Here is a 21579-nt window from a genome sequence, read left to right as displayed (position 1 = left end):
GGGCGCCGCGCGGGAGGGCGGCCGCCCGGCCCGCCCTGACGCGCGGAGGCAGGCTCACTTGCCGAGCGCCCGCTGCAACTGGCCCTTGTTCATGCTCGAACGGCCCTCGATGTTCCGCTTCTTGGCCTCTTCGTAGAGCTGGTCGCGGGTCGGGCCCTGGGAGCCCTTGCCGGACCGCTGGCCGCCGCGCTTGCCGGAGGACATGTCCTGCGTCGACGTCCGGCTGGCCGTCTTCGACTCGCCGGACCGGGCGCGTTCCTTGTTCACCGTCCGGGCGGCGATCTCCTCGGCGCGCCCGGTGCTCTCGCCCCGGTCCTCCGCGCTCTCCTTGATGTGCTCGTACTGACGCTCCCGCTTGGGGCTGGAACCGCTTGGCATGTGCGCTCACTTTCTCCCGCGCTCGGCGAGCGCTCGGTCGCGTACAGCGGTCGGGTACCCCGGTCGGCGGGATGTAGGGCCCTCACCCGGCGTCACTGCTCCAGCCGGGCGACCCTGCCCTTCTCCCCCGCCGCCCAGCAGCCCCGGTCGGGCGTGCAGTCGACGGTGTCGTACGAGCCGGTGCCGACGGTCCGCCAGGTGCGGCCGCCGTCGGTGGTCAGGTCGGTGCCGGTGGGGCCGACGGCGAGGGCGGCGGCGCGGCTGTGCGGGAGCCAGGCGACGCCGGAGCGGTAGGCGGGCGGGGATCCGGCGGCCGGGCGCCACGTGCGGCCGCCGTCGCCGGTGCGGGCTGCGGCGTCGGGCGAGGGCAGGCCGGGGTTGAAGTCGCCGCCGACGGCGAGACCGTGGTGGCGGTCGCGGAAGGCGAGGGCGAAGACGCCGCGCGCCGGGCCGCCGGCCGGGATCGGGGTGTCGGTGGCCGTCCAGGTGCGGCCGCGGTCGGCGGAGTGCAGGACGCGGGCGCGGGCCGCTCCCCCGGTGGCCAGCCAGACGTCCTTCGGCCCGGACGACACCAGGCACTGGCCGCTCGCGGCGAACCCGGCCTCGCCCTCCAGCGCCGGCGGCATGCCGGTGTCGGGCAGCACGGTCCAGGAGCGGCCCCCGTCGCGGGTCGACAGGATACGGAACCTGCCGCCCACGGGATCGCTCATCGCCAGGCCGTGCCGGTGGTCGAAGAAGGTGAGGCAGTCGTAGAAGGCGCGGGCGTCCGGGTTGCGGAAGGTCTCCGTCCAGGTCGCTCCGCCGTCGTCGGTGCGGTAGACGCGGGAGTCCTCGCCCTCCCCGACGGCCAGCACGACGGCCCGCCGCGCGTCGAACGCCTCGATGTCCCGGAACTGCAACTCCCCCGCGCCGGGCGGCGAGACGTCCCGCCAGGCCCGGCCGCCGTCGGTGGTGCGCAGCACGGTGCCGCGGGTTCCGGCGACCCACGCCGTGTCCCGGCTGACGGCGGCGAGACCGCGGAACCGCACGTCGGGAGTGCCGGTGTCCTTCAACTCCCAGTGCGGGGCACGGTCCTTCGGACGCTCGTGCGCCTGCGCGGGTACGGCGGTGAGGGCCGCGAGCGCAGCCGTGCAGGCGGCCACCGCGGCCGCCCGGCGGAAGCGCCGCCCCCCGCGTCCCGTCGGTTCCGTCCGTCGCGTGCTTCCCGAGCGCCTCATGGCGGGCGAAGCTAGCCCACGGGCCGGACGCCGTCCAGAGCGCCCGCCCGGCGGGCGCCGCCCCAGGTGGCCCGTGCGGGACGGGAGGAGAGACGTGTCACTCGGGCGCATGAAGGCGGTGACAGAGGTCACTCGCTCTCCATGCGCACGGAATGGCCGATTCCAGCGTCTCCTAGGTAGCCGACGAACACGATCCGCCCGGAAGCCCGCCCAGCCGTCACGAGGGAGCAAGGCGTTGTCCACCGTCATCGAGCAGCCCGTAGAGGCCCGCCTGGTCGCCGCCGCGCCGCGGATGGCCGACATCCCCGCCACGCTGCACTACGACGGCGACGACCCGTTCGCCGTCCGCATGACCTTCCCCGCGCCCGCCACGCTCGAAGGCGTCGACGTGTGCTGGACGTTCGCCCGCGACCTGCTCGCCGCGGGCATGGAGGCCCCGGAGGGCCACGGCGACGTACGCGTCCGTCCGTACGGCTACGACCGCACGGTGCTGGAGTTCCACGCCCCGGAGGGCACGGCCGTGGTCCACGTCCGCTCCGGCGAACTGCGCCGCTTCCTGGCGGCGACGAGCGAGCTGGTCCCGACCGGCCTCGAACACCTCCGCCTCGACCTGGACCACGACCTGGCGGAACTGATGCGGGACGCGTGAGCGGTTCCGCGGGGCGGGGCGCCCTGCGGAACGCGGCGGACCCGCGTGCGCGCGACGCGCGAAAGGGAGCGGGCACGGCCCCGAAAGGAGGCCTGGGCACGAGAGGGATCGGTCCGGGTGGCCGCGTTCGGCCGGCGGCCGGGTCAGTGCGGCTCCGTCGGGCGGGCGCCTCGCAGGAACTGCGTCACCGCCGTGTCCACCAGCCCCTCGAGCCGTCCCGGTCCGATCATGCCGCTGGTGAGCATGGACGTGATCCCCAGGACGGTGGCGTAGATGACCAGTCCGATCTCCTCCGGGTCGCCCTCCTCCAACTCGCCGCGTGACTGGCCCTCTTCGATCAGGTCACCGATCTGCCCGAACGCGGCTGCGGCGGCCTCGGCGACCGCGGTCGCCCCCGGGCGGTGCTTGGCGGCGTTCATCAGCCCGGTCAGCGCGGCGTTCTCGGTCGCGAACCGGACGTAGGCCGACGCGAACGCGTGCAGGCGAGCGGCCAGGTCGTCGTCGTCGATCTCGTCCACCGCGGCCCGCAGCCTCGCGCCCAGGCGGACGAAGCCCGACTCGGCGAGGGCGTCCAGCAGCGCGCGGCGGTCCGCGAAGTGCCGGCGGGGCGCCGCGTGACTGACGCCGACGTCCCGTGCCAAGTCCCGCAGGGAGAGCCGCTCGACCCCGTGCGCCCTCAGGCTGCGCTCCGCCGCGTCGAGAAGCTCCGTGCGGAGATTCCCGTGGTGGTAGGGACGCTGCTCGATGGTGTCAGGCATGAGGTCAGCCTACCCGGCGCGATGTAGTCATTGACTACAATGTTGTCAATGACTACTCTCGCGGGTATGCCGGGATCCCCCCGGCCGACCTCCCCGGCGACAGCCGTGTCGGCCCCGCCGGTCGTGGGACTGCCTCGCGGTCGTGGGACACCGCCTCCTGAAGGGACCCGCCGTTGTGATGCGTCCACGGAAAGACCCGCGCGAGCACCCTCGCGAAAGGGACGAACTCGTCGTCGTCTCCGGCGCCTCCTCGGGCATCGGCGCCGCGACGGCGCGGGCCCTCGCCGCGATGGGCTACCACGTCCTGGCCGGCGTGCGCACCGACACCGAGGCGGACGCCGTACGGGCCGACGGCATCGAACCGGTCGTCCTGGACATCACCGTCCCGGAGCACGTCGAGGCCCTGGCCCGGCGGATCGCCGACGACCCCGGGCGGCGCACCCTGCGTGTTCTGGTCAACAACGCGGGGATCGAGATCAACGCCCCCGTCGAGGTGCTCCCCCTGACCTTGTGGCGCGAGCAGTTCGAGGTGAACCTCTTCGGACACATCGCCGTCATCCAGCAACTCCTGCCCTTCCTGCGGCGGAGCCGGGGCAGGATCGTCAACATCAGTTCCGTGGGCGGGGTGGCCGCGCTGCCCGTCTTCGGCGCGTACGCGGGAACCAAGTTCGCCCTCGAAGCGGCCAGCGACGCTCTGCGCCGCGAGGTCTCGGCACACGGCGTGCAGGTGGTCGTCGTCCAGCCCGGCGGCGTCCGGACCGAGATGGCCGCCCGCAGCGGTGACGTCTCGCTCGGTCTCGCCGCCGGGATGAGCGCCGAGCACCAGCGTCTCTACGGCGGCCTCATCAACGCGACGGTGTCGTCGAACACGGCCTTCCTCGAACGCGCCGTACCGGCGGCGAAGGCCGGGGCCAGGATCGCCAGGGTGGCGACCACACGCCGCCCGCGCGCCCGGTACACCCTCGGCGCGGACGCCGCCCTCATCATCCCCCTCGCCCGTTTCCTGCCGGCCCGGCTGATGGACGGCGTCCTCGCCATGAGCCACCGGTCCAGGAGCCCGAGAACCGCGCCGGCGCCCGCGCCTGCTCCTGCGCCCGCTCCCGAGTCGGCAGGAGGTCCTTCCTGACCACGCCGACCGACCGCTTCGATCCGATCGAGCCGATGCGCCGGGGGATCCGCCCGGGGCTTTCAGCGTCCCCTGGACAGTGAGGGCGTCGGGGCCGTGTCCCGCAGGGCTGAGCGGAGTTCGCCGAGGACGGCGGCGAAGGCCGGGGACGTCTCCGAGGCGCGGGCGGACAGGACGGCGGTGGGCGGCGTGTCGTCGCCTCCGAGCGGAAGACCGGCCGCGGCCGCCAGGGTCAGCGCGACCGCGGTCGTCGCCGGGACCTCGTCCGCCGCCGCGGAGCCGGACAGGATCCGCCGGGCCTCCTCGCGCAGCGCGTCCGCGCGGGCCGTGTCCGCCAGGACGTGGTCCACGGACGGGAACACGCCCAGCACCCGGTGCTTCTCGGCCCGCAGCACGCCCTCGGCCACCAGGTGCTCGCGCACCGCGTCCAGGGTGTGCCGGGCGTGCAGCGTCACCCAGGTGCGCCAGTCGTGCGGGAAGGACTCGCTGACCAGCTCCAGCAGCCCGTCCAGGGCCGGGTCGCCGGTGCGGGAGTCGAGGTCGCGCGGGGTGACGATGCCGTCGTCGTCGACCAGCAGGCCGCGCCGTGCGAGATCGGCCAGGGCGCCGGCCCGCACCACGGGGGCGGCCCGGGTGGGGTCGGTGTCCCAGGCCAGCAGGCACAGGCGGGCCGGCAGGGAGAGCGGGCCGTTGGGCACGGGGCCTCCTCGGTGCGGGGATAGGGGGTCCGAAGGCGTCCGGAAATCGCGTTGACGGCCGGTGCGGCCGCGCGTAACGTCGTCGTCGGTTCTGTTGCCGTCGATGGGAGAAGGACGTTGCTCGTCTGAGGTTCTGAGACACCGCCTCACACCGGTCAGGTGTGTGCGCTGCGTGCGACCTCGGCGTTCGAGCCGTCCTTGCGGTCCCTCCGCACCAGGGCTTTTCTCATGCCACGGATTCCTTCCCGGCTGCCGGTCGTCCTCCCGCGGTGTCTCGATACGCGTGTGCCCCTGATCCCCCTCAGCAACCGCGGAGGCCCGCATGCCAGCCTCACTCACCTGTCACTCCCTCTCCTTCACCTGGCCCGACGGCACCGTCGTCCTCGAGGACCTCGACGCGGCCTTCGGCCCCGGCCGCACCGGCCTCGTCGGCCTCAACGGCTCGGGCAAGTCGACCCTGCTCAAGCTGATCGCCGGGGAACTCACCCCCACGGACGGCTCCGTCCGGGTGTCCGGCGAGGTGGGCCGGCTGCCGCAGACCGTCACGCTGGACACCGCGCTGCGGGTCGACGAGGCGCTCGGCATCGCCGGGAAGCGGGCCGCGCTGCACGCCATCGAGGCGGGCGACGTGGCCGAGGAGCACTTCGAGACCGTCGGCGACGACTGGGACGTCGAGGAGCGCGCCCTGGCCACGCTCGGCGAGCTGGGCCTCGGACACATCGGCCTGGACCGCACCGTCGGCGAGGTGTCCGGCGGCGAGTCGGTGATGCTGCGGCTGGCCGCGCTGCTGCTGAGCCGTCCCGACGTGCTGCTGCTCGACGAACCCACCAACAACCTCGACCTGTACGCCCGCAGACGGCTGTACGCGGCCGTCGAGAGCTGGCCGGGCGTCCTGGTCGTGGTGAGCCACGACCGGGAACTGCTCGGCCTGGTCGACCAGATCGCGGACCTGCGCCCGGGCGGGATCGCCTGGTACGGCGGCAACCTCACCGCGTACGAGGAGGCCCTGGCCGTCGAGCAGGAGGCGGCGGAGCGCATGGTGCGCGTCGCCGGGGCCGACCTGCGCAAGCAGAAGCGTGAACTGGCCGACGCCCAGGTCAAGCTGGCCCGCCGCAAGCGGTACGGCCAGAAGATGTGGGACAACAAGCGCGAGCCCAAGGTCGTCATGGGCGAGCGCAAACGTCAGGCGCAGGTCTCCGCCGGCAAGCACCGCATCATGCACGAGGAGAAGCTCGCCGAGGCCAAGGAGCGGCTCGACGACGCGGTGGGGGCGGTGCGGGACGACGACGAGATCCGCGTCGACCTGCCGTTCACCGCCGTGCCGCCGGGACGCCAGGTCCTCACCCTGATGGATCTGGAAACGGCGTACGGCGCCCGGGTGAAGGGTCTCGACCTGCGGGGCCCGGAGCGGGTGGCGCTGATCGGGCGCAACGGCGCCGGCAAGACGACGCTGCTGCGCACGGTCGCCGGGGAGCTGCCGCCGGTGTCGGGCGAGGCTGCGGCGCACGTCCCGCTGCGGTTCCTGCCGCAGCGGCTCGACATCCTCGACCCGGAGCTGACGGTGGCGGAGAACGTGGCGCGGTTCGCACCGGGCGCCACCGACAACCGGATCCGGGCGCGGCTCGCCCGCTTCCTGTTCCGGGGCGCCCGCGCCGACCGGCGGGCGGCCACGCTGTCCGGCGGCGAACGCTTCCGGGCGGCCCTGGCCGCGCTGATGCTGGCGGAGCCCGCGCCGCAGCTGCTGATGCTGGACGAGCCGACGAACAACCTGGACATGGCGAGCGTCCGGCAGCTCACCACGGCGCTGGAGTCGTTCGAGGGGGCGCTGGTCGTGGCCAGTCACGACCTGCCGTTCCTGCGGTCGGTCGGCATCACGCGCTGGCTGCTGATGGAAGGAGGGGAGCTGAAGGAAATCACGCCAGAAGCTGTCGGGTATTCCGCCTAGCGTCGGCGGCATGACCCAGCAGGACGCGTACCTCACCCTCACCGGAGCCACCGAGAACAACCTGAAGGACGTCTCGCTCCGCATCCCGAAGGGCCGGCTGACCGTGTTCACCGGCGTTTCGGGATCGGGGAAGTCGTCGGTCGTCTTCGACACGATCGCGGTCGAGTCGCAGCGGCAGCTGAACGAGACGTACACCTGGTTCGTCCGCAACCGGCTGCCCAAGTACGAGCGGCCGCACGCGCGGGCGCTGGAGCACCTGACGCCGGTGATCGTCGTCGACCAGCGGCCGGTCGGCGGCCACTCCCGGTCGACGGTGGGCACGATGACGGACGTGCACTCGGTGCTGCGGGTGCTGTTCTCCCGGCACGGCGCCCCGAGCGCGGGACCGGCGACCGCGTACTCGTTCAACGACCCGTCGGGCATGTGTCCCGGCTGCGACGGACTGGGCCGGACCGTACGGCCGGACTGGGACCGCATCATCGACCCGGACCGCTCCCTCGCCGAGGGGGCGGTCCGGTTCCCGCCGTTCGCCCCGGGCACCTGGCAGGGGCAGGCGTACACCAACAGCGACGAGCTGGACCCGGACAAGCCGGTGCGCGACTTCACCGCCGCCGAGCGGGAGTTCCTGATGCGGGGGCGGCCCGGCAGCAAGGTCACCGTGCACGGCACGGGCGGCACCTGGACCACCGAGTACGAGGGACTGGCCGACCGCTTCGAACGGCTGTATCTGAAGCGGGACCTGGAGGGGATGAGCCAGAAGACCCGTGACCTGGTGCGGGAGTTCCTCACCGAGGGCGTCTGCCCTGACTGCGGCGGGGCCCGGCTGAACGAGGCGGCGCTGGCCTCCCGGATCGACGGCCGGAACATCGCCGACCTCTCGGCGATGCAGGTGTGCGACCTGATCCCGGTGCTGCGGACGATCGACGACCCGGTGGCCGGGCCGGTCGCCGCGGCCGCCGTCGCCGCGCTGGAGCGGATCGACCGGATCGGCCTCGGCTACCTCAGCCTCGACCGGGCGACGTCCACGCTCTCCGGCGGCGAGGGCCAGCGGCTGAAGACCGTACGGCACCTGGGCTCCAGCCTGACCGGGATGACGTACGTCTTCGACGAGCCGAGCGTCGGACTGCACCCGCGGGACGTGCACCGGCTGGGTGAACTGCTGCTGCGCCTGCGGGACAAGGGCAACACCGTGCTGGTCGTCGAGCACGACCCGGACGTCATCGCGCTGGCCGACCACGTCGTCGACATGGGGCCGGGCGGGGGCGCCGAGGGCGGCAGGGTGGTGTTCGAGGGGACGCCGCGGGAGCTGGCCGCCTCGGGCACGCCGACGGGGCGGTGCCTCGGGCGGCGCACCGCGGTGAAGACGGAAGTACGGCAGCCCACGGGTGAGTTGTGGGTGAAGGGGGCGAACCGGCACAACCTGCGGGACGTCACCGTGTGCTTCCCGGCCGGGGTGCTGACCGCGGTGACCGGGGTGGCGGGGTCCGGGAAGAGCAGTCTGGTCGCCGAGTTCACCGACGCCCACCCCGAGGTCGTGGTGGTCGACCAGTCGTCCATCGGCATCTCCGGGCGGTCCACCCCGGCGACGTACCTGGGGGTCATGGACACCGTGCGGAAGATCTTCGCGCGGGAGACGGGCGCGGAACCGGGCCTGTTCAGCTTCAACTCCACCGGTGCGTGCGCCACCTGCGGCGGCCGCGGCATCCTCCACACCGACCTGGCGTTCATGGACCCGGTGACCACCACCTGCCCGGACTGCGAGGGGCGGCGGTTCGGCGAGGAAGTGCTGCGGCTGACCGTCGACGGCCGTTCGGTCGCCGACGTGCTGGAGATGACCGCCGGCGAGGCCCTGGACTTCTTCCACGACACGGGCGTACGGCGGCGGCTGCGCGCCCTGCGGGACGTCGGGCTCACCTACCTCACGCTGGGCCAGCCGCTGTCCACCCTGTCCGGCGGGGAGCGGCAGCGGCTGAAGCTGGCCACCCGGCTGCACCGGGACGGCGCGGTGTACGTGCTCGACGAGCCGACGACCGGGCTGCACATGGCGGACGTGGACGGTCTGCTCGGCCTGCTGGACCGGCTGGTGGACGCGGGCAACACGGTGGTCGTGGTCGAGCACAACCTCCAGGTGGTGGCGCACGCGGACCGGGTGATCGACCTGGGCCCGGGCGGCGGGAAGGACGGCGGCCGGGTGGTGTTCGAGGGCACGCCGGCCGAGCTGCTGCGGGCGCCGGGGTCGTTCACCGGAGAGCATCTGCGGCGGGCCACGGGCTGAGCCGGGGTGCCCGGGGCGCGGATCCGGGTACTCGTGACGGTCCCGTCCGCGCCGGAGGAACCCCGCTGACCGGCGGGGTCTTACGGTGCTCTTAGCCTACGGTCACGTAACCTACGGATACGTAGCCTACGATGCCGTAGGTTGTCCGGCACCGCTCGCCGGCACGTCCGCATGTCCCCGTCCCCCTGGAGCCACCCGTGACACTTACTCCTCCCCACCTCGGCAGCCCTTCCGTCTGGACCGACGCCCGGCTGTTGTACGCGCTGGAGGAAGTGGTCGAGAAGGAACTCAACCGGCATCTGAAGGTCGCGAAGGACTGGATGCCGCACGAATACGTGCCGTGGAGCGACGGCCGCAACTTCCCCGGCCTCTTCGAGGACGGCGAGGCCTGGGAGAAGGGCCAGTCGAAGGTCACCGAGGTCGGCCGGATCGCGCTCGTGGTCAACCTGCTGACGGAGGACAACCTCCCCAGCTACCACCACGAGATCGCCACGCTGTTCGGCCGGGACGGCGCCTGGGGCACCTGGGTGCACCGCTGGACCGCGGAGGAGGGCCGGCACGGCATCGTGATGCGCGACTACCTGCTCGCCTCGCGCGCGGTGGACCCGGACAAGCTCGAGCAGTTCCGCATGGCGCACATGAGTGAGGGCTTCGAGTCGGACAACCGGCACTCGATGCTGCACTCGGTCGCCTACGTCGCCTTCCAGGAGCTGGCCACCCGCATCTCCCACCGCAACACCGGGCACCAGTCCGGCGACCCGGTCTGCGACCGGATGCTGGCGCGGATCGCGACCGACGAGAACCTGCACATGGTGTTCTACCGGAACCTGCTGAAGGCGGCGTTCGAGATCGCCCCGGACCTGACGATGCAGGCGGTCCGCGACGTGGTGGTGAACTTCCGCATGCCCGGCCACAGCATCCCCGGCTTCGAGCGGGCGGCCGCGCAGATGGCCATCGGCGAGGTGTACAACCTGCGCATCCACCACGACGACGTGCTGCAGCCGGTGCTGCGCTTCCTGAGGGTCATGGAGATCGACGGGCTGGGCCCGGAGGGTCTCAAGGCGCAGGAGGAGCTCGGTGTGTTCCTCGGCGGGCTGGACGCCGAGGCGCGCACGTTCGACGAGAAGCTCGCCGCCCGCAAGGCGCGGATGGCCGCCCGCGCCGCCGGCTGAGCCGGCCGGGGCGGCCCTACCGGTGTCCGGTGCGTCGCAGTTCGTGGCGTTCCTTCTCGGACAGGCCGCCCCACACGCCGAAGCGCATGTCGTGGGTGAGGGCGTACTCCAGGCAGGCGGCGCGGATCGGGCACAGGCCGCAGATGCGCTTGGCCTCACGGACCGAGCTGCCGGGCTCGGGGAAGAAGAAGTCTCCCCCGGTCTGCGCGCACAGCGCCTCCTCCTGCCAGGTGAGGTCGGGTGGCGTCAATGTGTCGGTGTGCATGGCCGGAAGCGTGCCCGAGCGGGAAAAACATTCGATCAACGCGGCATCAACGCCGGGCCCGGGGCGGCGGCCCCGGCCCGGCGAAGCCGTGCGGCGGACACGATGATGACGCCCGGCGGCCCGGCCGCGCACGGCGGCGCGCCGGACGTCAGATCCGGCGCGGATCGCCCCTGAGCACCGCGAAGCGCGCGCCGTACGGGTCCTCCAGGCGGGCCAGCCGGCCCGCCCCGGGGACCGAGGCGGCGGGCATCCGCACCCGGCCGCCCCGCTCGGAGGCGCGCGCGACCACGGTGTCCGGGTCCTCGGCGCCGATGTACGGCAGCCAGTGCGAGCGGCCCTCGTCCCGCTCCACGGGGTCGTCGGCGAGCGGCACCATCCCGCCGAACGCGCCCCCCTCACCGGCCGCCCGCGGGCCGGCGGAGGTGTAGACGCCGCCGGGGAAGGTCACCGCGGAGGTCTCCCAGCCGAGGACCGCGTGGTAGAAGGCGGCGGCGCGGGCGATGTCCGGCGTGTACAGCTCGGCCCAGCACAGGCTGCCCGCCTCGCCGGCCGACTCCAGGCCCTCGCGCCGCCCGGGCTGCCAGACGCCGAAGGGGGCGCCCGCCGGGTCGGCGACGACCGCCGACCGGCCCTGCTCCCCCACGGTGACCGGCGGCTCCGGCACGCTCCCCCCGGCGTCGCGGACCGCGTCGGCGGTGGCGTCGGCGTCGGGGCTGCGGAAGTACACCGTCCAGACGGCCGGTCCCTGGTCGCGGACGACCGGCGCGCAGCCCGCGACGATCCGGCCGGCCCGCTCGAAGAAGCCGTAGCCTCCGCCCTCGGGTCCCGCGGAGCGGTACGACCAGCCGAACAGGGCGCGGTAGAAGGACGCGGCGCCCTCCGGGTCGGGCGTGCCGACGTCGATCCAGCAGGGCGCGCCGTCGACGAAGCGGGTGGTGAGCATGGTGCCTCCTCCGGGGAGTCCCGTCGCCTGCTCCGTCGAGTCTTCCACCCCTCACCGGCGATCGCCCGGACGGCACCCGGACGGGCCGCGGCCGGCCGGGGCAGGGGTCAGGCGGACGCCCTGCGGACCAGCGTGACCGGCAGCACCACCCCGGACGGCCCGGCGCCCGCGGTCTCGTCCGGCGCGATGCCGCGGTCCAGGTCGCGCAGCAGCAGGCGGGTCATCAGGCGGCCCATCTCCTCGATGTCCTGACGGACCGTGGTGAGCGGGGGTTCGGTCTGCTCGGCGATCGGCAGCATGTCGTCGAAGCCGACCACCGCGACGTCCTCGGGTACCCGCCGGCCGTGCTCGCGCAGCGCCCGCAGGGCGCCGGCCGCCATCAGGTCGTTCCCGGCGAACACCGCGTCCAGGTCGGGCCGGCGGCCGAGCAGGGCGCGCATCGCCCGCTCGCCGCCGGCGGCGGTGAAGCCGCCCTCCTCGACGAGCGCCGGGTCGGGGTCGGCCATGACGTCCCGGAAGCCGTCGAGCCGGTCCACGGCCGAGGTCTGGTCGAGGGCGCCGGTGATGTGCGCGATCCGCTGGCGGCCGAGGCCGAGCAGATGCCGTACGGCGTCGCGGGCGCCGCCGCGGTTGTCGGTGTCGACGTACCGCACGCCGTCCTCGCCGCCGTTCCAGTGCGGCCGGCCGCCGAACACGGTCGGCAGTCCGGCCCGCTGGATCAGTCCGGGCAGCGGGTCGTCGATGTGCAGGGAGAACACCAGGGCGCCGTCGACATGGCCGCCGGCCAGGTAGCGCGCGACGCGCGCGTGGTCGTCGCGGTCCTCGGTGAGCAGCAGCACCAGCTGGTTGTCGTGGGCGGTCAGTTCCTTGCTGATGCCGCGCAGCTGGCGGGCGAAGAAGGGGTCGGCGAAGACCCGGGTCTCCGGCTCGGCCACGATGACGGCGACGGCGTCGTGGCGCCGGGTGACCAGGCTGCGGGCGGCCTGGTTGGGGACGTAGCCGAGTTCGTCCACCGCGCGCCGGACGCGTTCGGCCAGTGGTTCGCGCACTCCGTCGGAGCCGTTGACCACACGGGACACCGTGGCCCGGGAGACCCCGGCCCGCGCGGCCACGGCCTCCAGCGTGGGACGTGACGCCGTCTCGCTCACTTCGGGGCTCCTCACCTGGCGGTTGGCCGAAAGGATAGCCCCGGCCGGCCCGGCGGCGAGAGCGCTCTCGCCGCGTGCGGGCCGCCCGTCAGTGCTCGTGCCGCGGCTTCTCCCCGGCGCCCGCGGTGTGGGCGTGCCCGTGCGGGTCGTGGCCGGGGATGGTGCCGTCCGGTTTCCGGACCAGGAACAGGCCGACCATGCCCATGTCGGAGTGGCTCTGGACGTGGCAGTGGTACATCCAGGCGCCCGCGCCCACCCCCTCCCCCGCGATCACCTGGAAGCCGAAGGAGTCGGCGGGGCCGCAGATCTTGGTGTCGACGACCCGGGTGGGGTCGTCGGGGCCGGTGAGGATGCCGGTGCGGTTGTCGGCCCAGCGGTGACCGTGCATGTGGAAGGTGTGGTAGTACTCGCCGTGCGTGATCATGACGATCTCGACCCGGTCGCCCACAGTGGCCTCGAAGTCCGGGCCCGTGTGCGCCGGCTTGTTGTTGATCGTCATGTCGTTGAAGACGATGGTGTGGGTGGCGTCCGGCAGGATGTCGCCCTTGCGGCGCACGATCACCGGGCCGTAGAGGCCGCCCCGGATGCCGCCGGTGCCGTGCACGGTGCCGACGACGTGGTCGTGGTAGTGCCAGTACCCCGCGCTGCCCGCCCGCCAGGTGCCGTCCGCGCGCCGTCCCGGCTTGTGGGTGCGCCAGGTGTAGGTGCGGGTGCCGCCGGGCTCGACGGCGCTCCGGTTCTGCTGGGTGCCGTCGCTGGAGATCTCGTAGTCGACGCCGTGGACGTGCAGGCTGACCGGGACGTCCATGGTGTTCTCGAACTCGATGTGCAGGGTGTCGCCCTCGTTGAGCTCGATGAGCGGGCCGGGGATCGTCGCCTTGCCCTTCTCGAGGCCGTAGCCCATCTGCCCGCCGGCGAGGCGCTCGGCGTACAGCTTGATCCGGCGCACCTCGCCCCCGGCGGGCGCGGTCCTCGCCGTCGCGGGGGCGCTCGCGGCCCCGGAAGCGGCCGACAACGATGTCGTCGCCACTGCGGCGCCGCTCAGGAGTACCCGCCGGTTGAAACCGCGTCTGTCCATGCCGAACTCCCCATGTGGCTGTCATGAACCTGTGAAACCGTAGCGGTCGGCTCTGGGTTTATCCACACTCAGGACAAAGTTCGTTTCTTCGCTGCGATAGGTATTGGCGTCCGGCGCAAAGAGGTCTAGCTTCCTTGACGCTGTTGCTGCGACCGAGGAGGGGTGGGTGGCCACGTGCGGTCCACATCGCGTCAAGAGCCCGCGCACACGCGCGGGTTGAGCACATCGAGCACCTCGAACGCACAAAGGACGAGAAGAGGACGGCGCGCCTGGGCCGCCGCCGTGGCCGCCGGCGCCGTCGCCGCCGGCCTGCTGTCGGGTCCCGCCGCCAGCGCGCGCCCGGCCCCGGATCCGTCCCTGACAACGATGTCCATCACATCGCCGCCCGGCGGCGCGAACGTCCGTGTGCTGCTGTTCCACGGCTCGGCGGCCGGCGGCGACGAGTCGCCCCTGGTGAACGCCGGGATCGCGGCGATCGAGCGGATCGGACAGACCGGTCCGGAGAACCAGCGCTTCACGGTGACCGCCACCGGCGACGCGTCGGTCTTCACCAACGACAAGAAGCTGAGCCGCTTCAACACGATCGTCTTCCTCACCGGCGGCGGGGACGTCCTCGACCCGGAGCAGGAGGCGGGCCTGGAGGCGTACATGGAGGCCGGCGGCGGGTTCGTCGGCCTGCACGACGCGGCCCGCGCGGAGCCCTACTCGGACTGGTTCACCGGGCTGATCGGCGCCCGCCCGGCCGCGGGGCAGGCCACCGTGCAGCGGGCGACCGTGGAGGTCGGCGACCGGCTGCACCCGGCGACCAGGGGCCTGCCGCTGGAGTGGAAGCGGCCCGACAAGTGGCTGAACTGGGCGAAGAACCCGTCCGGCGACGTCCACACGGTCGCCCGGGTGCGCGAGTCGACCTACGAGCCCGGCGCCGGCGCCAACGGCTGGGACCACCCGGTCAGCTGGTGCCGCGACTACGACGGCGGCCGCTCCTTCTACACCGGCATGGGCGGCACGGTGTCGTCGTACGACGAGACCGACTTCCGCGAGCACCTGCGCGGCGCCCTGCTGTGGACCACGCGTCTGGTCCGGGCCGACTGCAAGGCGACCATCACCGGCAACTACAAGGCGGAGCGGCTCACCAAGCCCAACCAGCCCGGGCAAAACGACCAGATCGGCGAGCCGCACGGCCTGGTCACCGCGCCCGACGGCCGCGTGTTCTACATCGGCCGGGGCGGCGCCGACGCCTCGCAGCCGGTCGTCACCGACTGGAACGACCCTGATGTCGGCAAGGGCACGGGCGAGATCCACGTCTACGACCCGAGGACCGAGGAGGTCACCCTCGCCGGCGCGCTCACCGTCTTCGGCAACAAGGGCGGCGGCGACGAGCTGACCAAGGTCGAGGAGGGCCTGCTCGGCATCGAACTCGACCCGCAGTTCGCGCGGAACGGGTGGGTGTACCTGCACTGGACCCCGCACTCGGGGATCGACCGGGACAAGCGCATGGCCGAGCGGCGGGTCTCCCGCTTCACGCTCGACCGCGCCACCGGCAAGCTGGACCTGAGCAGCGAGAAGGTGCTGCTGAAGTGGCCGGTGCAGATCCACAGCTGCTGCCACGCGGGCGGCGGGATGGCCTGGGACTCCAAGGGCAACCTGTACATCGCCACCGGTGACAACAACTCCAGCGGCTTCAGCGGCGGTTACTCCGGCAACAACCCGGAGCCCCACTACAAGGGCGTGTCCTTCGCCGACGCCCGCCGCACCGCCGGCAACACCAACAACCTCAACGGCAAGATCCTGCGCATCCACCCCGAGCCGGACGGCACGTACACCCTGCCCGAGGGCAACCTGTTCACCGGCAGGGAGACCGACGAGGGCGGCGGCAAGACCCGCGGCGAGATCTACGTGATGGGCGTGCGCAACCCGGCGCGCATCTCCGTCGACCCGGAGACCGACATCCTCTACGCGGGCTGGGTCGGCCCGGACGCGGGCGCCCCGTCGGCGACCTGGGGCCCGGCCAAGTACGACACCTTCGCCGTGATCACCGAGGCGTCCAACCGCGGCTGGCCGTACTGCATGGGCGACAAGCAGCCCTACCGGGACCGCAACCTGCCCGACCCGTCCAAGCCGCTCGGCTGGTACGACTGCGACCACCCGAAGAACGAGTCGCCGAACAACGACGGCCTGGTCAACCTGCCGCCGGTGACCGGCAACAACATCTGGTACTCGCCGCAGGGCGGCGGCCCCGGCTTCCCGCGCGACGAGAACGGCGTCCCGTCCTACAAGCAGGACGAGGCGACGTACCGGCTGCCCTGGCTGAAGGGCGGCGGGCAGGCCGCGATGAACGGTCCGGTCTACCGCTACGACGACGCGAACCCCAGTGACGTCAAGTGGCCCGCGTACTGGGACGGCAAGTGGTTCGTCGGCGACTTCTACGACGCCGACCAGCCGCGCAACGCGGTGCTGATGGACCCGAGGACACAGGGCGACGGCGGTCTGCCGGTGCACTCGGAGTCCCTGAAGAAGATCGTGCCGGTCGGCAACGACGGCATCAGGAACCTGATGGGCTGGACGTTCGGCCCGGACGGCGCGCTGTACGTGCTGGACTACGGGCGCGGGTTCTTCACCTCCGACGCCAGGTCCGCGCTGTGGCGGGTCACCTACACGGGCGGCGGGCCGACCCCGGCCGCCGGCCAGCTGGCGAGGGGGACGCAGTGACACGTCGACCGAGAGTGTGGGCCGCGCTGCTGGCCGGCCTGATGATGGTGCTCGGCCTGCAGGCGCTGCCCGCCGCCGGGCAGCCGAAGGCCGAGGGCGGCCGCGCGGCGGCCCAGGTCCTCACCTGGACCGCCGGCAACGACATCGACAGGTACCTGTCCGCACCGGCCACCGCGGTGGCCGGTCCCGCGACGATCGTCTTCGAGAACAGCGTGGCCACCGGCAACACCACCGGCATGCCGCACACCCTGACGTTCGTCACCTCCGACCCGGAGTACAACAACGACGTCCAGCTGAACATCCTGGCCAACCCGACCGACGCGCAGGGCGGCCGGCACACCGCGGAGGTGACGCTCACCCCGGGCAAGTACCTCTACCACTGCACCATCCCCGGCCACGGCGAGATGCGGGGCGTGCTCACCGTCACCGAGGGCGGCGGCGAGGACACCACCGCGCCGGAGGCCACGGCGAAGGTGACCGGCACGCAGAACGGCCAGGGCGCGTACGTCGGGTCCGCGAGCGTCACCCTGGAGGCCACGGACGAGGGCTCGGGCGTGGACCGCATCGAGTACGCGCTCGGTGACGACGACGCCTGGCAGCCGTACACCGCCCCGGTCGTGGTCGACCAGGTCGGCACGCACACCGTCCGCTACCGCGCCCTGGACAGGGCCGGCAACGTGTCGGAGGAGAAGAGCGTCGAGTTCACCGTCGTCGCTCCGCCGACGGACGACACCACGCCGCCGGAGACCTCGGCGACCGTGGACGGCGAGAAGAACGCCGACGGTCACTACATCGACATGGCGACGGTCACCGTCACCGCGTCCGACACCGGATCCGGCGTGAACACCATCGAGTACGCGCTCGGCGCGGACGGCGCCTGGCAGCCGTACGCCGGTCCGGTGATGGTGCACGAGGCGGGCACGCACACCGTCCGCTACCGGGCCACCGACAAGGCGGGCAACGCCGCGGCGGAGAAGAGCGTGGAGTTCACGGTCGTCGCCGCTCCCCCGCAGGACACCACCCCGCCCACCACCGGCGTCACCGTCCAGGGCACGAAGAACTCCGACGGCGCCTACGTCGGCCGCGCCACGGTGACGGTCAGCGCCGACGACGGGCACGGCGGGTCAGGGGTGGCGCGCGTCGAGTACTCCCTCGACGCGGGGCCGTACCTGGCGTACACCGCGCCCGTGGTGGTCGACCGGGCGGGCCGGCACACGGTGGCCTACCGGGCGACCGACGAGGCCGGCAACACCTCCGAGCCGCTCACGGTGAGCTTCACGGTGGTGTCCGGCGGGGTGCCCGCGCCCCCCTGCCCCGAGTACGACGAGCGGCTGACCGTGATCGTCGGCACGGTCGACTCGGGCGTGCCGAACCGGGTGACCGACAACCGGTGCCGGATCGGCGAGCTGATCGAGGACGAGAAGGAGTGGACCTCGCAGGCGCTGTTCCTGAAGCACGTCAGGGCCGTGCTGGACGCGCTGAAGAAGGAAGGGGTCGTCGACCGGCGTGAGTACCGGGCGATCAACAAGGCGGCCCGGCAGTCCGGCATCGGCACGCCCGGTCGGACCGAGGGCTACCGCACCATCCTCGACGGCACCGAGGCGTCGTTCGCCCGGTGGGAGCAGGTGGGCGGCGGTTCGTTCAGCCTGAACCCGGACGGGTCCATCACCTCGGGCACCACCCGGGGCGGGCTCGGCATGCTGTGGTTCCCGGAGCGCAAGTACGGCGACTTCTCGCTGAAGCTCCAGTGGCGTGACGACGCCCCGGGCACCGGCAACGCCAACTCCGGTGTGTTCGTGCGGTTCCCGCAGATCCACGACCACCCGGAGGAGCCCCGCCCCGAGTGGGCCGCCATCAAGTTCGGGCACGAGATCCAGGTGTTCGACTCGCCCGCCGGCGACATGTACAAGACGGGCTCGGTCTACGGCTTCGACCGTGTGGGCCTGGCCGGCGCGGGCGTGACGCAGAAGGGCACCTGGAACGACTACGAGATCCGGGTGGTGGACCAACACTACGAGGTCTACCGCAACGGCGTGCTGATCAACGAGTTCGACAACATCGGCGGCCTGGACTTCTCCCCGCCGCGCTCGGACGACCCGGGCACGGACGGGCGGCGGTACGCCTCCGGCTACATCGGACTGCAGGTGCACGGCACGACGGACGTCGTCTCCTACCGGGACGTGCGGATCAAGGAGCTGTGACCCGCGTTCCCCTGCCGTAGGGGCCGGGTCAGGAAGCCGGGGGTTCCGGCTTCCTGACCCGGCCCGGCTGCCGTCTCCGCCGTCCCGCGCCCCGACCGCACCCCGGAGAGCAGCGCGTACGCGCAGCTGGAGGAGGCTGTCCGCCACGACCTCGCGGAGATCCTCGGCGGGCCGTGCCCCCGGACACCGCGGCTCAGGGCTTGATCAGCACCTTGACGGCGCCGTCCCGCTTCTTCTGGAACATGTCGTAGGCCTCGGGGGCCTCGTCCAGCGGGACGCGGTGGGTGGCGAAGTCGTCGACGCCCAGCGGGTCCTCGTCGGTGAGGTAGGGGATGATCTCGTCGCTCCAGCGGCGCACGTTGGCCTGGCCCATGCGCATCTGCACCTGCTTGTCGAACAGGGTGAGCATGGGCATCGGGTCGGCCATGCCGCCGTAGACGCCGGAGAGCGAGATGGTGCCGCCGCGGCGGACCAGTTCGATGGCGGTGTAGAGCGCGGCGAGCCGGTCGACGCTGAAGCGCTCGGCCATCGGGCCGCCGAGCTTGCGGGGCAGCACCGCTGAGGCGTTCTGCACCATGCGGGCCGCCGTGCTGCCGTGCGCCTCGGTGCCGACGGCGTCGATCACGGCGTCGGGGCCACGGCCGTCGGTCCGGTCGCGGATCGCCTCGACGAGCCCCTTCTCGTCGTCGAAGGAGCGCAGGTCGAAGGTCTCCACGCCGCGTTCCTCGGCCCGGCGCAGCCGTTCGGGGACCAGGTCCACACCGAACACCCGTCCGGCGCCCTTGACCTGGGCGACCCGACAGGCCATGTCGCCGATGGGGCCGAGGCCGAGCACCGCGACGCTGCCGCCCTGGGGAACGTCGGCGTAGGCGACCGCCTGCCAGGCGGTGGGCAGCACGTCGGAGAGGTAGAGGAAGCGGTCGTCCGCCGGGCCCTCCGGCACCTTGATGGGGCCGTACTGGGCCTGCGGCACCCGGAGGTACTCGGCCTGGGAACCGGGCACCGCGCCGTACAGGCGGGTGTAGCCGAACAGGGCCGCGCCCTTGCCCTCGGCGCTGACCTGGGTGGTCTCGCACTGGGTGGGCAGGCCCGTCAGGCACATCCAGCAGTTGCCGCAGGCGATCTGGAAGGGCACCACGACCCGGTCGCCCACCTGGAGGTCGGGGACGGCCGCGCCGACCTCCTCCACGATGCCCATCGGCTCGTGGCCGAGGATGTCGCCCGGGGTCATGAACGGGGTGAGCACCTCGTACAGGTGCAGGTCGGATCCGCACAGTCCGGTGGAGGTGACGCGGATGATCGCGTCCGTCGGCTCCTCGATCCTGGGATCCGGGACGGTCTCGACCCGTACGTCCCGCTTGCCCTGCCAGGTCAGTGCCTTCATCGCCGCCTGCTCCCTCCGTGCCGGCCGGTGTGTCACGTCCGTGCGCGCCTGTGCGCCGCCCGTGCGGTCGCGTCCGGGTACCCGAGGCGCGGGACGCCGAACCGCTCGCCGCTGGGCCGATCGGCGGACTCCACCGCGCGGAATCCCGTCCGGCCAGGCAGGGGCGTAGACGATCGGAAAAGCGCACAATTGGAACAGCGGATGAGTGAGGACGGCCGGTGGCGACGGTGGGCACAGAACGAGGGGCGCCGCGACGGCGCGGCGGCAGGAGGGCCGGAGTGCTGCTGGCCGCCCTGCTGGCGGCCGGACTGGCGGCGGGCTGCACGTCGGGCGGGTCCGGGGACGACGGACGCGGAGCGCGGGAGTCGCCGGCCGCGACGCGGGACGCGGACGGGGCGGGGGCTCCCCCCGTCCTCGCCGTGAAGATCGACAACGTGCCCGCCGCCCGGCCCCCGACGGGACTCGACGAGGCGGACGTGGTCTACGTCGAGCAGGTGGAGGGCGGGCTGAGCCGGCTGATGGCGGTGTACGCCACCCGGCTGCCCGAGTCGGTGGGGCCGGTGCGCAGCGCCCGGGAGTCCGACCTGGAGCTGCTGCGCCAGTTCGGCCGTCCCCTGTTCGTCTTCTCCGGGGCCCAGGGCAAGCTGCTGCCGCTGATCGACCGGGCGCCGCTGACGCCCGTGACCCCGGAGTCGGACGCCGGCGCCTTCACCCGGGACTCCGCGCGGGCGGCCCCGCACAACCTGTACCTCCGCCCGGACCGGGTGCTCGAGGACCCGCCCGGTGAGGCCGCGCTGACCACGGGTTTCCGCCGGGGTCCGGCGCCCGCCGGCGGCACGCCCGAGGACGAGGCCACCGTCCGTTTCCCGGCGGCCCGCTTCACCTTCACCTGGTCGGACGCCGACCGTGGCTGGCAGGTGTCGATGGACGGCTCTCCCGCCACCACGCGGGACGGCGACCGGCTGACGGCGGCCACGGTGGTCGTGCAGGACGTGACCGTGCGCCGCTCCGGCTTCCGCGACTCCCTCGGCAACAACACGCCGTACACGGAGACGGTGGGCTCGGGGAAGGCGACGGTGCTGCGCGACGGGCGCGCCTACCCGGCGTCCTGGAGCCGGCCGGCCGCCGCGGACGGCACGTCCCTCACCTCGCCGGACGGCGGGCCGGTGAACGTCGCGCCAGGACCGGTGTGGGTGCTGCTGGCGTCGGGACGCTGAGCGCGCGCGTCACCGGGCGGCGGGGCGGATCGCGGACGCGGTGCCGGGCGCGTCCCTCGTGGAGATCCCCGGCGCCTCGCACCTGGCGCCCGCGCAGCGCCCGGGGGCCGTCCTCACCGCGCCGCGCGCACTTCGCAGGGCACGCCGGGCGGGGGACGGCGGTGCGCCGCGCGGTGCTCGGCGACGCGCACGTGGACCGGGCGCAGGCACGGCAGACGCCGTTCACCACCCGCTTCCAGGGCTTCATCCCCCGCTACGCCCAGGGCGAGATCTGGACCGGCCCGGCGCTGTCCCGCCGCGAACGCAGCATGGTCGCGCTGACGGCGCGGTGCTGCCGGAGACGGCCGTCCACTGCGGGGTCCCGGCGGCCGACGCGGCGTTCGCCGTCGCCCAGCGGGTGCTCGACGAGGAGGAGG

The 21579-nt window shown here is 73.1% G+C and carries 17 protein-coding genes and 1 pseudogene; 9 read left to right on the top strand and 9 right to left on the bottom strand.

Annotated features, from left to right (window positions below):
- Positions 1 to 54: 54 nt before the first annotated feature.
- Both ACIQ8B_RS30850 and ACIQ8B_RS30845 read right to left on the bottom strand, forming a co-directional pair.
- Complete coding sequence (locus ACIQ8B_RS30850; protein ID WP_403551372.1) at positions 55 to 378, bottom strand: plasmid stabilization protein; 324 nt, start codon at positions 376 to 378, stop codon at positions 55 to 57.
- 92 nt (positions 379 to 470) lie between these two features.
- Entirely contained in the window at positions 471 to 1595 is a 1125-nt protein-coding gene (locus ACIQ8B_RS30845) for a WD40/YVTN/BNR-like repeat-containing protein (protein ID WP_403551370.1), read from the bottom strand.
- A gap of 235 nt (positions 1596 to 1830) precedes the next feature.
- Here ACIQ8B_RS30845 and ACIQ8B_RS30840 point away from each other — a divergent pair, with 235 nt between their 5' ends.
- Positions 1831 to 2244 (top strand): SsgA family sporulation/cell division regulator, encoded by a 414-nt coding sequence (locus ACIQ8B_RS30840; RefSeq protein ID WP_290011141.1) that lies wholly within the window; start codon positions 1831 to 1833, stop codon positions 2242 to 2244.
- A gap of 143 nt (positions 2245 to 2387) precedes the next feature.
- Here ACIQ8B_RS30840 and ACIQ8B_RS30835 read toward each other — a convergent pair whose 3' ends face one another.
- On the bottom strand, positions 2388 to 3002 hold the full coding sequence (locus ACIQ8B_RS30835; protein WP_290011140.1) for a TetR/AcrR family transcriptional regulator: 615 nt from the start codon (positions 3000 to 3002) through the stop codon (positions 2388 to 2390).
- 178 nt (positions 3003 to 3180) lie between these two features.
- Between ACIQ8B_RS30835 and ACIQ8B_RS30830 the strand changes: the two genes are divergently transcribed.
- Positions 3181 to 4128: an SDR family NAD(P)-dependent oxidoreductase gene (locus ACIQ8B_RS30830; protein WP_290011139.1), complete on the top strand. Its 948-nt coding sequence runs from the start codon at positions 3181 to 3183 to the stop codon at positions 4126 to 4128.
- Between the two features lie 62 nt (positions 4129 to 4190).
- On the opposite strand, the gene ACIQ8B_RS30825 is transcribed toward ACIQ8B_RS30830, so the two are convergent.
- Positions 4191 to 4826, bottom strand: a complete 636-nt coding sequence (locus tag ACIQ8B_RS30825) for a GPP34 family phosphoprotein (protein WP_403551367.1) — start codon at positions 4824 to 4826, stop codon at positions 4191 to 4193.
- Positions 4827 to 5148: 322 nt separating this feature from the next.
- On the opposite strand from ACIQ8B_RS30825, the gene ACIQ8B_RS30820 reads away from it, so the two are divergent.
- The 3 genes from ACIQ8B_RS30820 to ACIQ8B_RS30810 all read left to right on the top strand — a co-directional run bounded on the left by ACIQ8B_RS30820 (position 5149) and on the right by ACIQ8B_RS30810 (position 10218).
- Positions 5149 to 6771, top strand: a complete 1623-nt coding sequence (locus ACIQ8B_RS30820) for an ABC-F family ATP-binding cassette domain-containing protein (RefSeq protein ID WP_403551365.1) — start codon at positions 5149 to 5151, stop codon at positions 6769 to 6771.
- Positions 6772 to 6781: 10 nt separating this feature from the next.
- Entirely contained in the window at positions 6782 to 9046 is a 2265-nt protein-coding gene (locus ACIQ8B_RS30815; protein ID WP_403551363.1) for an ATP-binding cassette domain-containing protein, read from the top strand.
- A gap of 197 nt (positions 9047 to 9243) precedes the next feature.
- The gene (locus tag ACIQ8B_RS30810) at positions 9244 to 10218 is read left to right on the top strand and encodes an acyl-ACP desaturase (protein WP_290011135.1); all 975 of its coding nucleotides are present in this window, start codon (positions 9244 to 9246) and stop codon (positions 10216 to 10218) included.
- Between the two features lie 16 nt (positions 10219 to 10234).
- Here ACIQ8B_RS30810 and ACIQ8B_RS30805 read toward each other — a convergent pair whose 3' ends face one another.
- The 4 genes from ACIQ8B_RS30805 to ACIQ8B_RS30790 form a co-directional block, all read right to left on the bottom strand.
- Positions 10235 to 10483 carry a WhiB family transcriptional regulator gene (locus ACIQ8B_RS30805; RefSeq protein WP_403551361.1) on the bottom strand — a complete coding sequence of 83 codons (249 nt, stop codon included), beginning with the start codon at positions 10481 to 10483 and terminating at the stop codon, positions 10235 to 10237.
- Between the two features lie 148 nt (positions 10484 to 10631).
- Positions 10632 to 11426: a VOC family protein gene (locus ACIQ8B_RS30800; RefSeq protein ID WP_403551359.1), complete on the bottom strand. Its 795-nt coding sequence runs from the start codon at positions 11424 to 11426 to the stop codon at positions 10632 to 10634.
- A 107-nt stretch (positions 11427 to 11533) separates the two neighbouring features.
- Positions 11534 to 12574, bottom strand: coding sequence for a LacI family DNA-binding transcriptional regulator (locus tag ACIQ8B_RS30795; RefSeq protein ID WP_290011132.1), 1041 nt, complete (start codon positions 12572 to 12574; stop codon positions 11534 to 11536).
- An 88-nt stretch (positions 12575 to 12662) separates the two neighbouring features.
- The gene (locus tag ACIQ8B_RS30790) at positions 12663 to 13652 is read right to left on the bottom strand and encodes a multicopper oxidase domain-containing protein (RefSeq protein WP_403551356.1); all 990 of its coding nucleotides are present in this window, start codon (positions 13650 to 13652) and stop codon (positions 12663 to 12665) included.
- Between the two features lie 282 nt (positions 13653 to 13934).
- Between ACIQ8B_RS30790 and ACIQ8B_RS30785 the strand changes: the two genes are divergently transcribed.
- The gene (locus ACIQ8B_RS30785; protein ID WP_403551354.1) at positions 13935 to 16361 is read left to right on the top strand and encodes a ThuA domain-containing protein; all 2427 of its coding nucleotides are present in this window, start codon (positions 13935 to 13937) and stop codon (positions 16359 to 16361) included.
- Between the two features lie 14 nt (positions 16362 to 16375).
- On the top strand, positions 16376 to 18562 hold the full coding sequence (locus tag ACIQ8B_RS30780) for an OmpL47-type beta-barrel domain-containing protein (protein ID WP_403551413.1): 2187 nt from the start codon (positions 16376 to 16378) through the stop codon (positions 18560 to 18562).
- A gap of 193 nt (positions 18563 to 18755) precedes the next feature.
- On the opposite strand, the gene ACIQ8B_RS30775 is transcribed toward ACIQ8B_RS30780, so the two are convergent.
- Positions 18756 to 19946: a zinc-dependent alcohol dehydrogenase gene (locus tag ACIQ8B_RS30775; RefSeq protein WP_106411406.1), complete on the bottom strand. Its 1191-nt coding sequence runs from the start codon at positions 19944 to 19946 to the stop codon at positions 18756 to 18758.
- 218 nt (positions 19947 to 20164) lie between these two features.
- On the opposite strand from ACIQ8B_RS30775, the gene ACIQ8B_RS30770 reads away from it, so the two are divergent.
- Both ACIQ8B_RS30770 and ACIQ8B_RS30765 read left to right on the top strand, forming a co-directional pair.
- Positions 20165 to 21163, top strand: coding sequence for a DUF3048 domain-containing protein (locus ACIQ8B_RS30770; protein ID WP_403551352.1), 999 nt, complete (start codon positions 20165 to 20167; stop codon positions 21161 to 21163).
- Between the two features lie 28 nt (positions 21164 to 21191).
- A pseudogene (locus ACIQ8B_RS30765) lies at positions 21192 to 21578 on the top strand (4-carboxymuconolactone decarboxylase); the annotation flags it as partial.
- Between the last annotated feature and the right edge of the window lies 1 nt (position 21579).

The organism is Streptomyces sp. NPDC096105, from assembly GCF_044763335.1.
Lineage (GTDB): Bacteria > Actinomycetota > Actinomycetes > Streptomycetales > Streptomycetaceae > Streptomyces.
The sequence above is the reverse complement of the archived record's forward strand: the minus strand, read 5'-3'. Positions and strand labels throughout refer to the sequence as shown.

Bases quoted from the DNA above. Each gene is read 5' to 3' on its own strand.
- ACIQ8B_RS30850 (WP_403551372.1), bottom strand. From the start codon at position 378: ATGCCAAGCGGTTCCAGCCCCAAGCGGGAGCGTCAGTACGAGCACATC.
- ACIQ8B_RS30845 (WP_403551370.1), bottom strand. From the start codon at position 1,595: ATGAGGCGCTCGGGAAGCACGCGACGGACGGAACCGACGGGACGCGGG.
- ACIQ8B_RS30835 (WP_290011140.1), bottom strand. From the start codon at position 3,002: ATGCCTGACACCATCGAGCAGCGTCCCTACCACCACGGGAATCTCCGC.
- ACIQ8B_RS30830 (WP_290011139.1), top strand. From the start codon at position 3,181: ATGCGTCCACGGAAAGACCCGCGCGAGCACCCTCGCGAAAGGGACGAA.
- ACIQ8B_RS30820 (WP_403551365.1), top strand. From the start codon at position 5,149: ATGCCAGCCTCACTCACCTGTCACTCCCTCTCCTTCACCTGGCCCGAC.
- ACIQ8B_RS30815 (WP_403551363.1), top strand. From the start codon at position 6,782: ATGACCCAGCAGGACGCGTACCTCACCCTCACCGGAGCCACCGAGAAC.
- ACIQ8B_RS30805 (WP_403551361.1), bottom strand. From the start codon at position 10,483: ATGCACACCGACACATTGACGCCACCCGACCTCACCTGGCAGGAGGAG.
- ACIQ8B_RS30800 (WP_403551359.1), bottom strand. From the start codon at position 11,426: ATGCTCACCACCCGCTTCGTCGACGGCGCGCCCTGCTGGATCGACGTC.
- ACIQ8B_RS30790 (WP_403551356.1), bottom strand. From the start codon at position 13,652: ATGGACAGACGCGGTTTCAACCGGCGGGTACTCCTGAGCGGCGCCGCA.
- ACIQ8B_RS30775 (WP_106411406.1), bottom strand. From the start codon at position 19,946: ATGAAGGCACTGACCTGGCAGGGCAAGCGGGACGTACGGGTCGAGACC.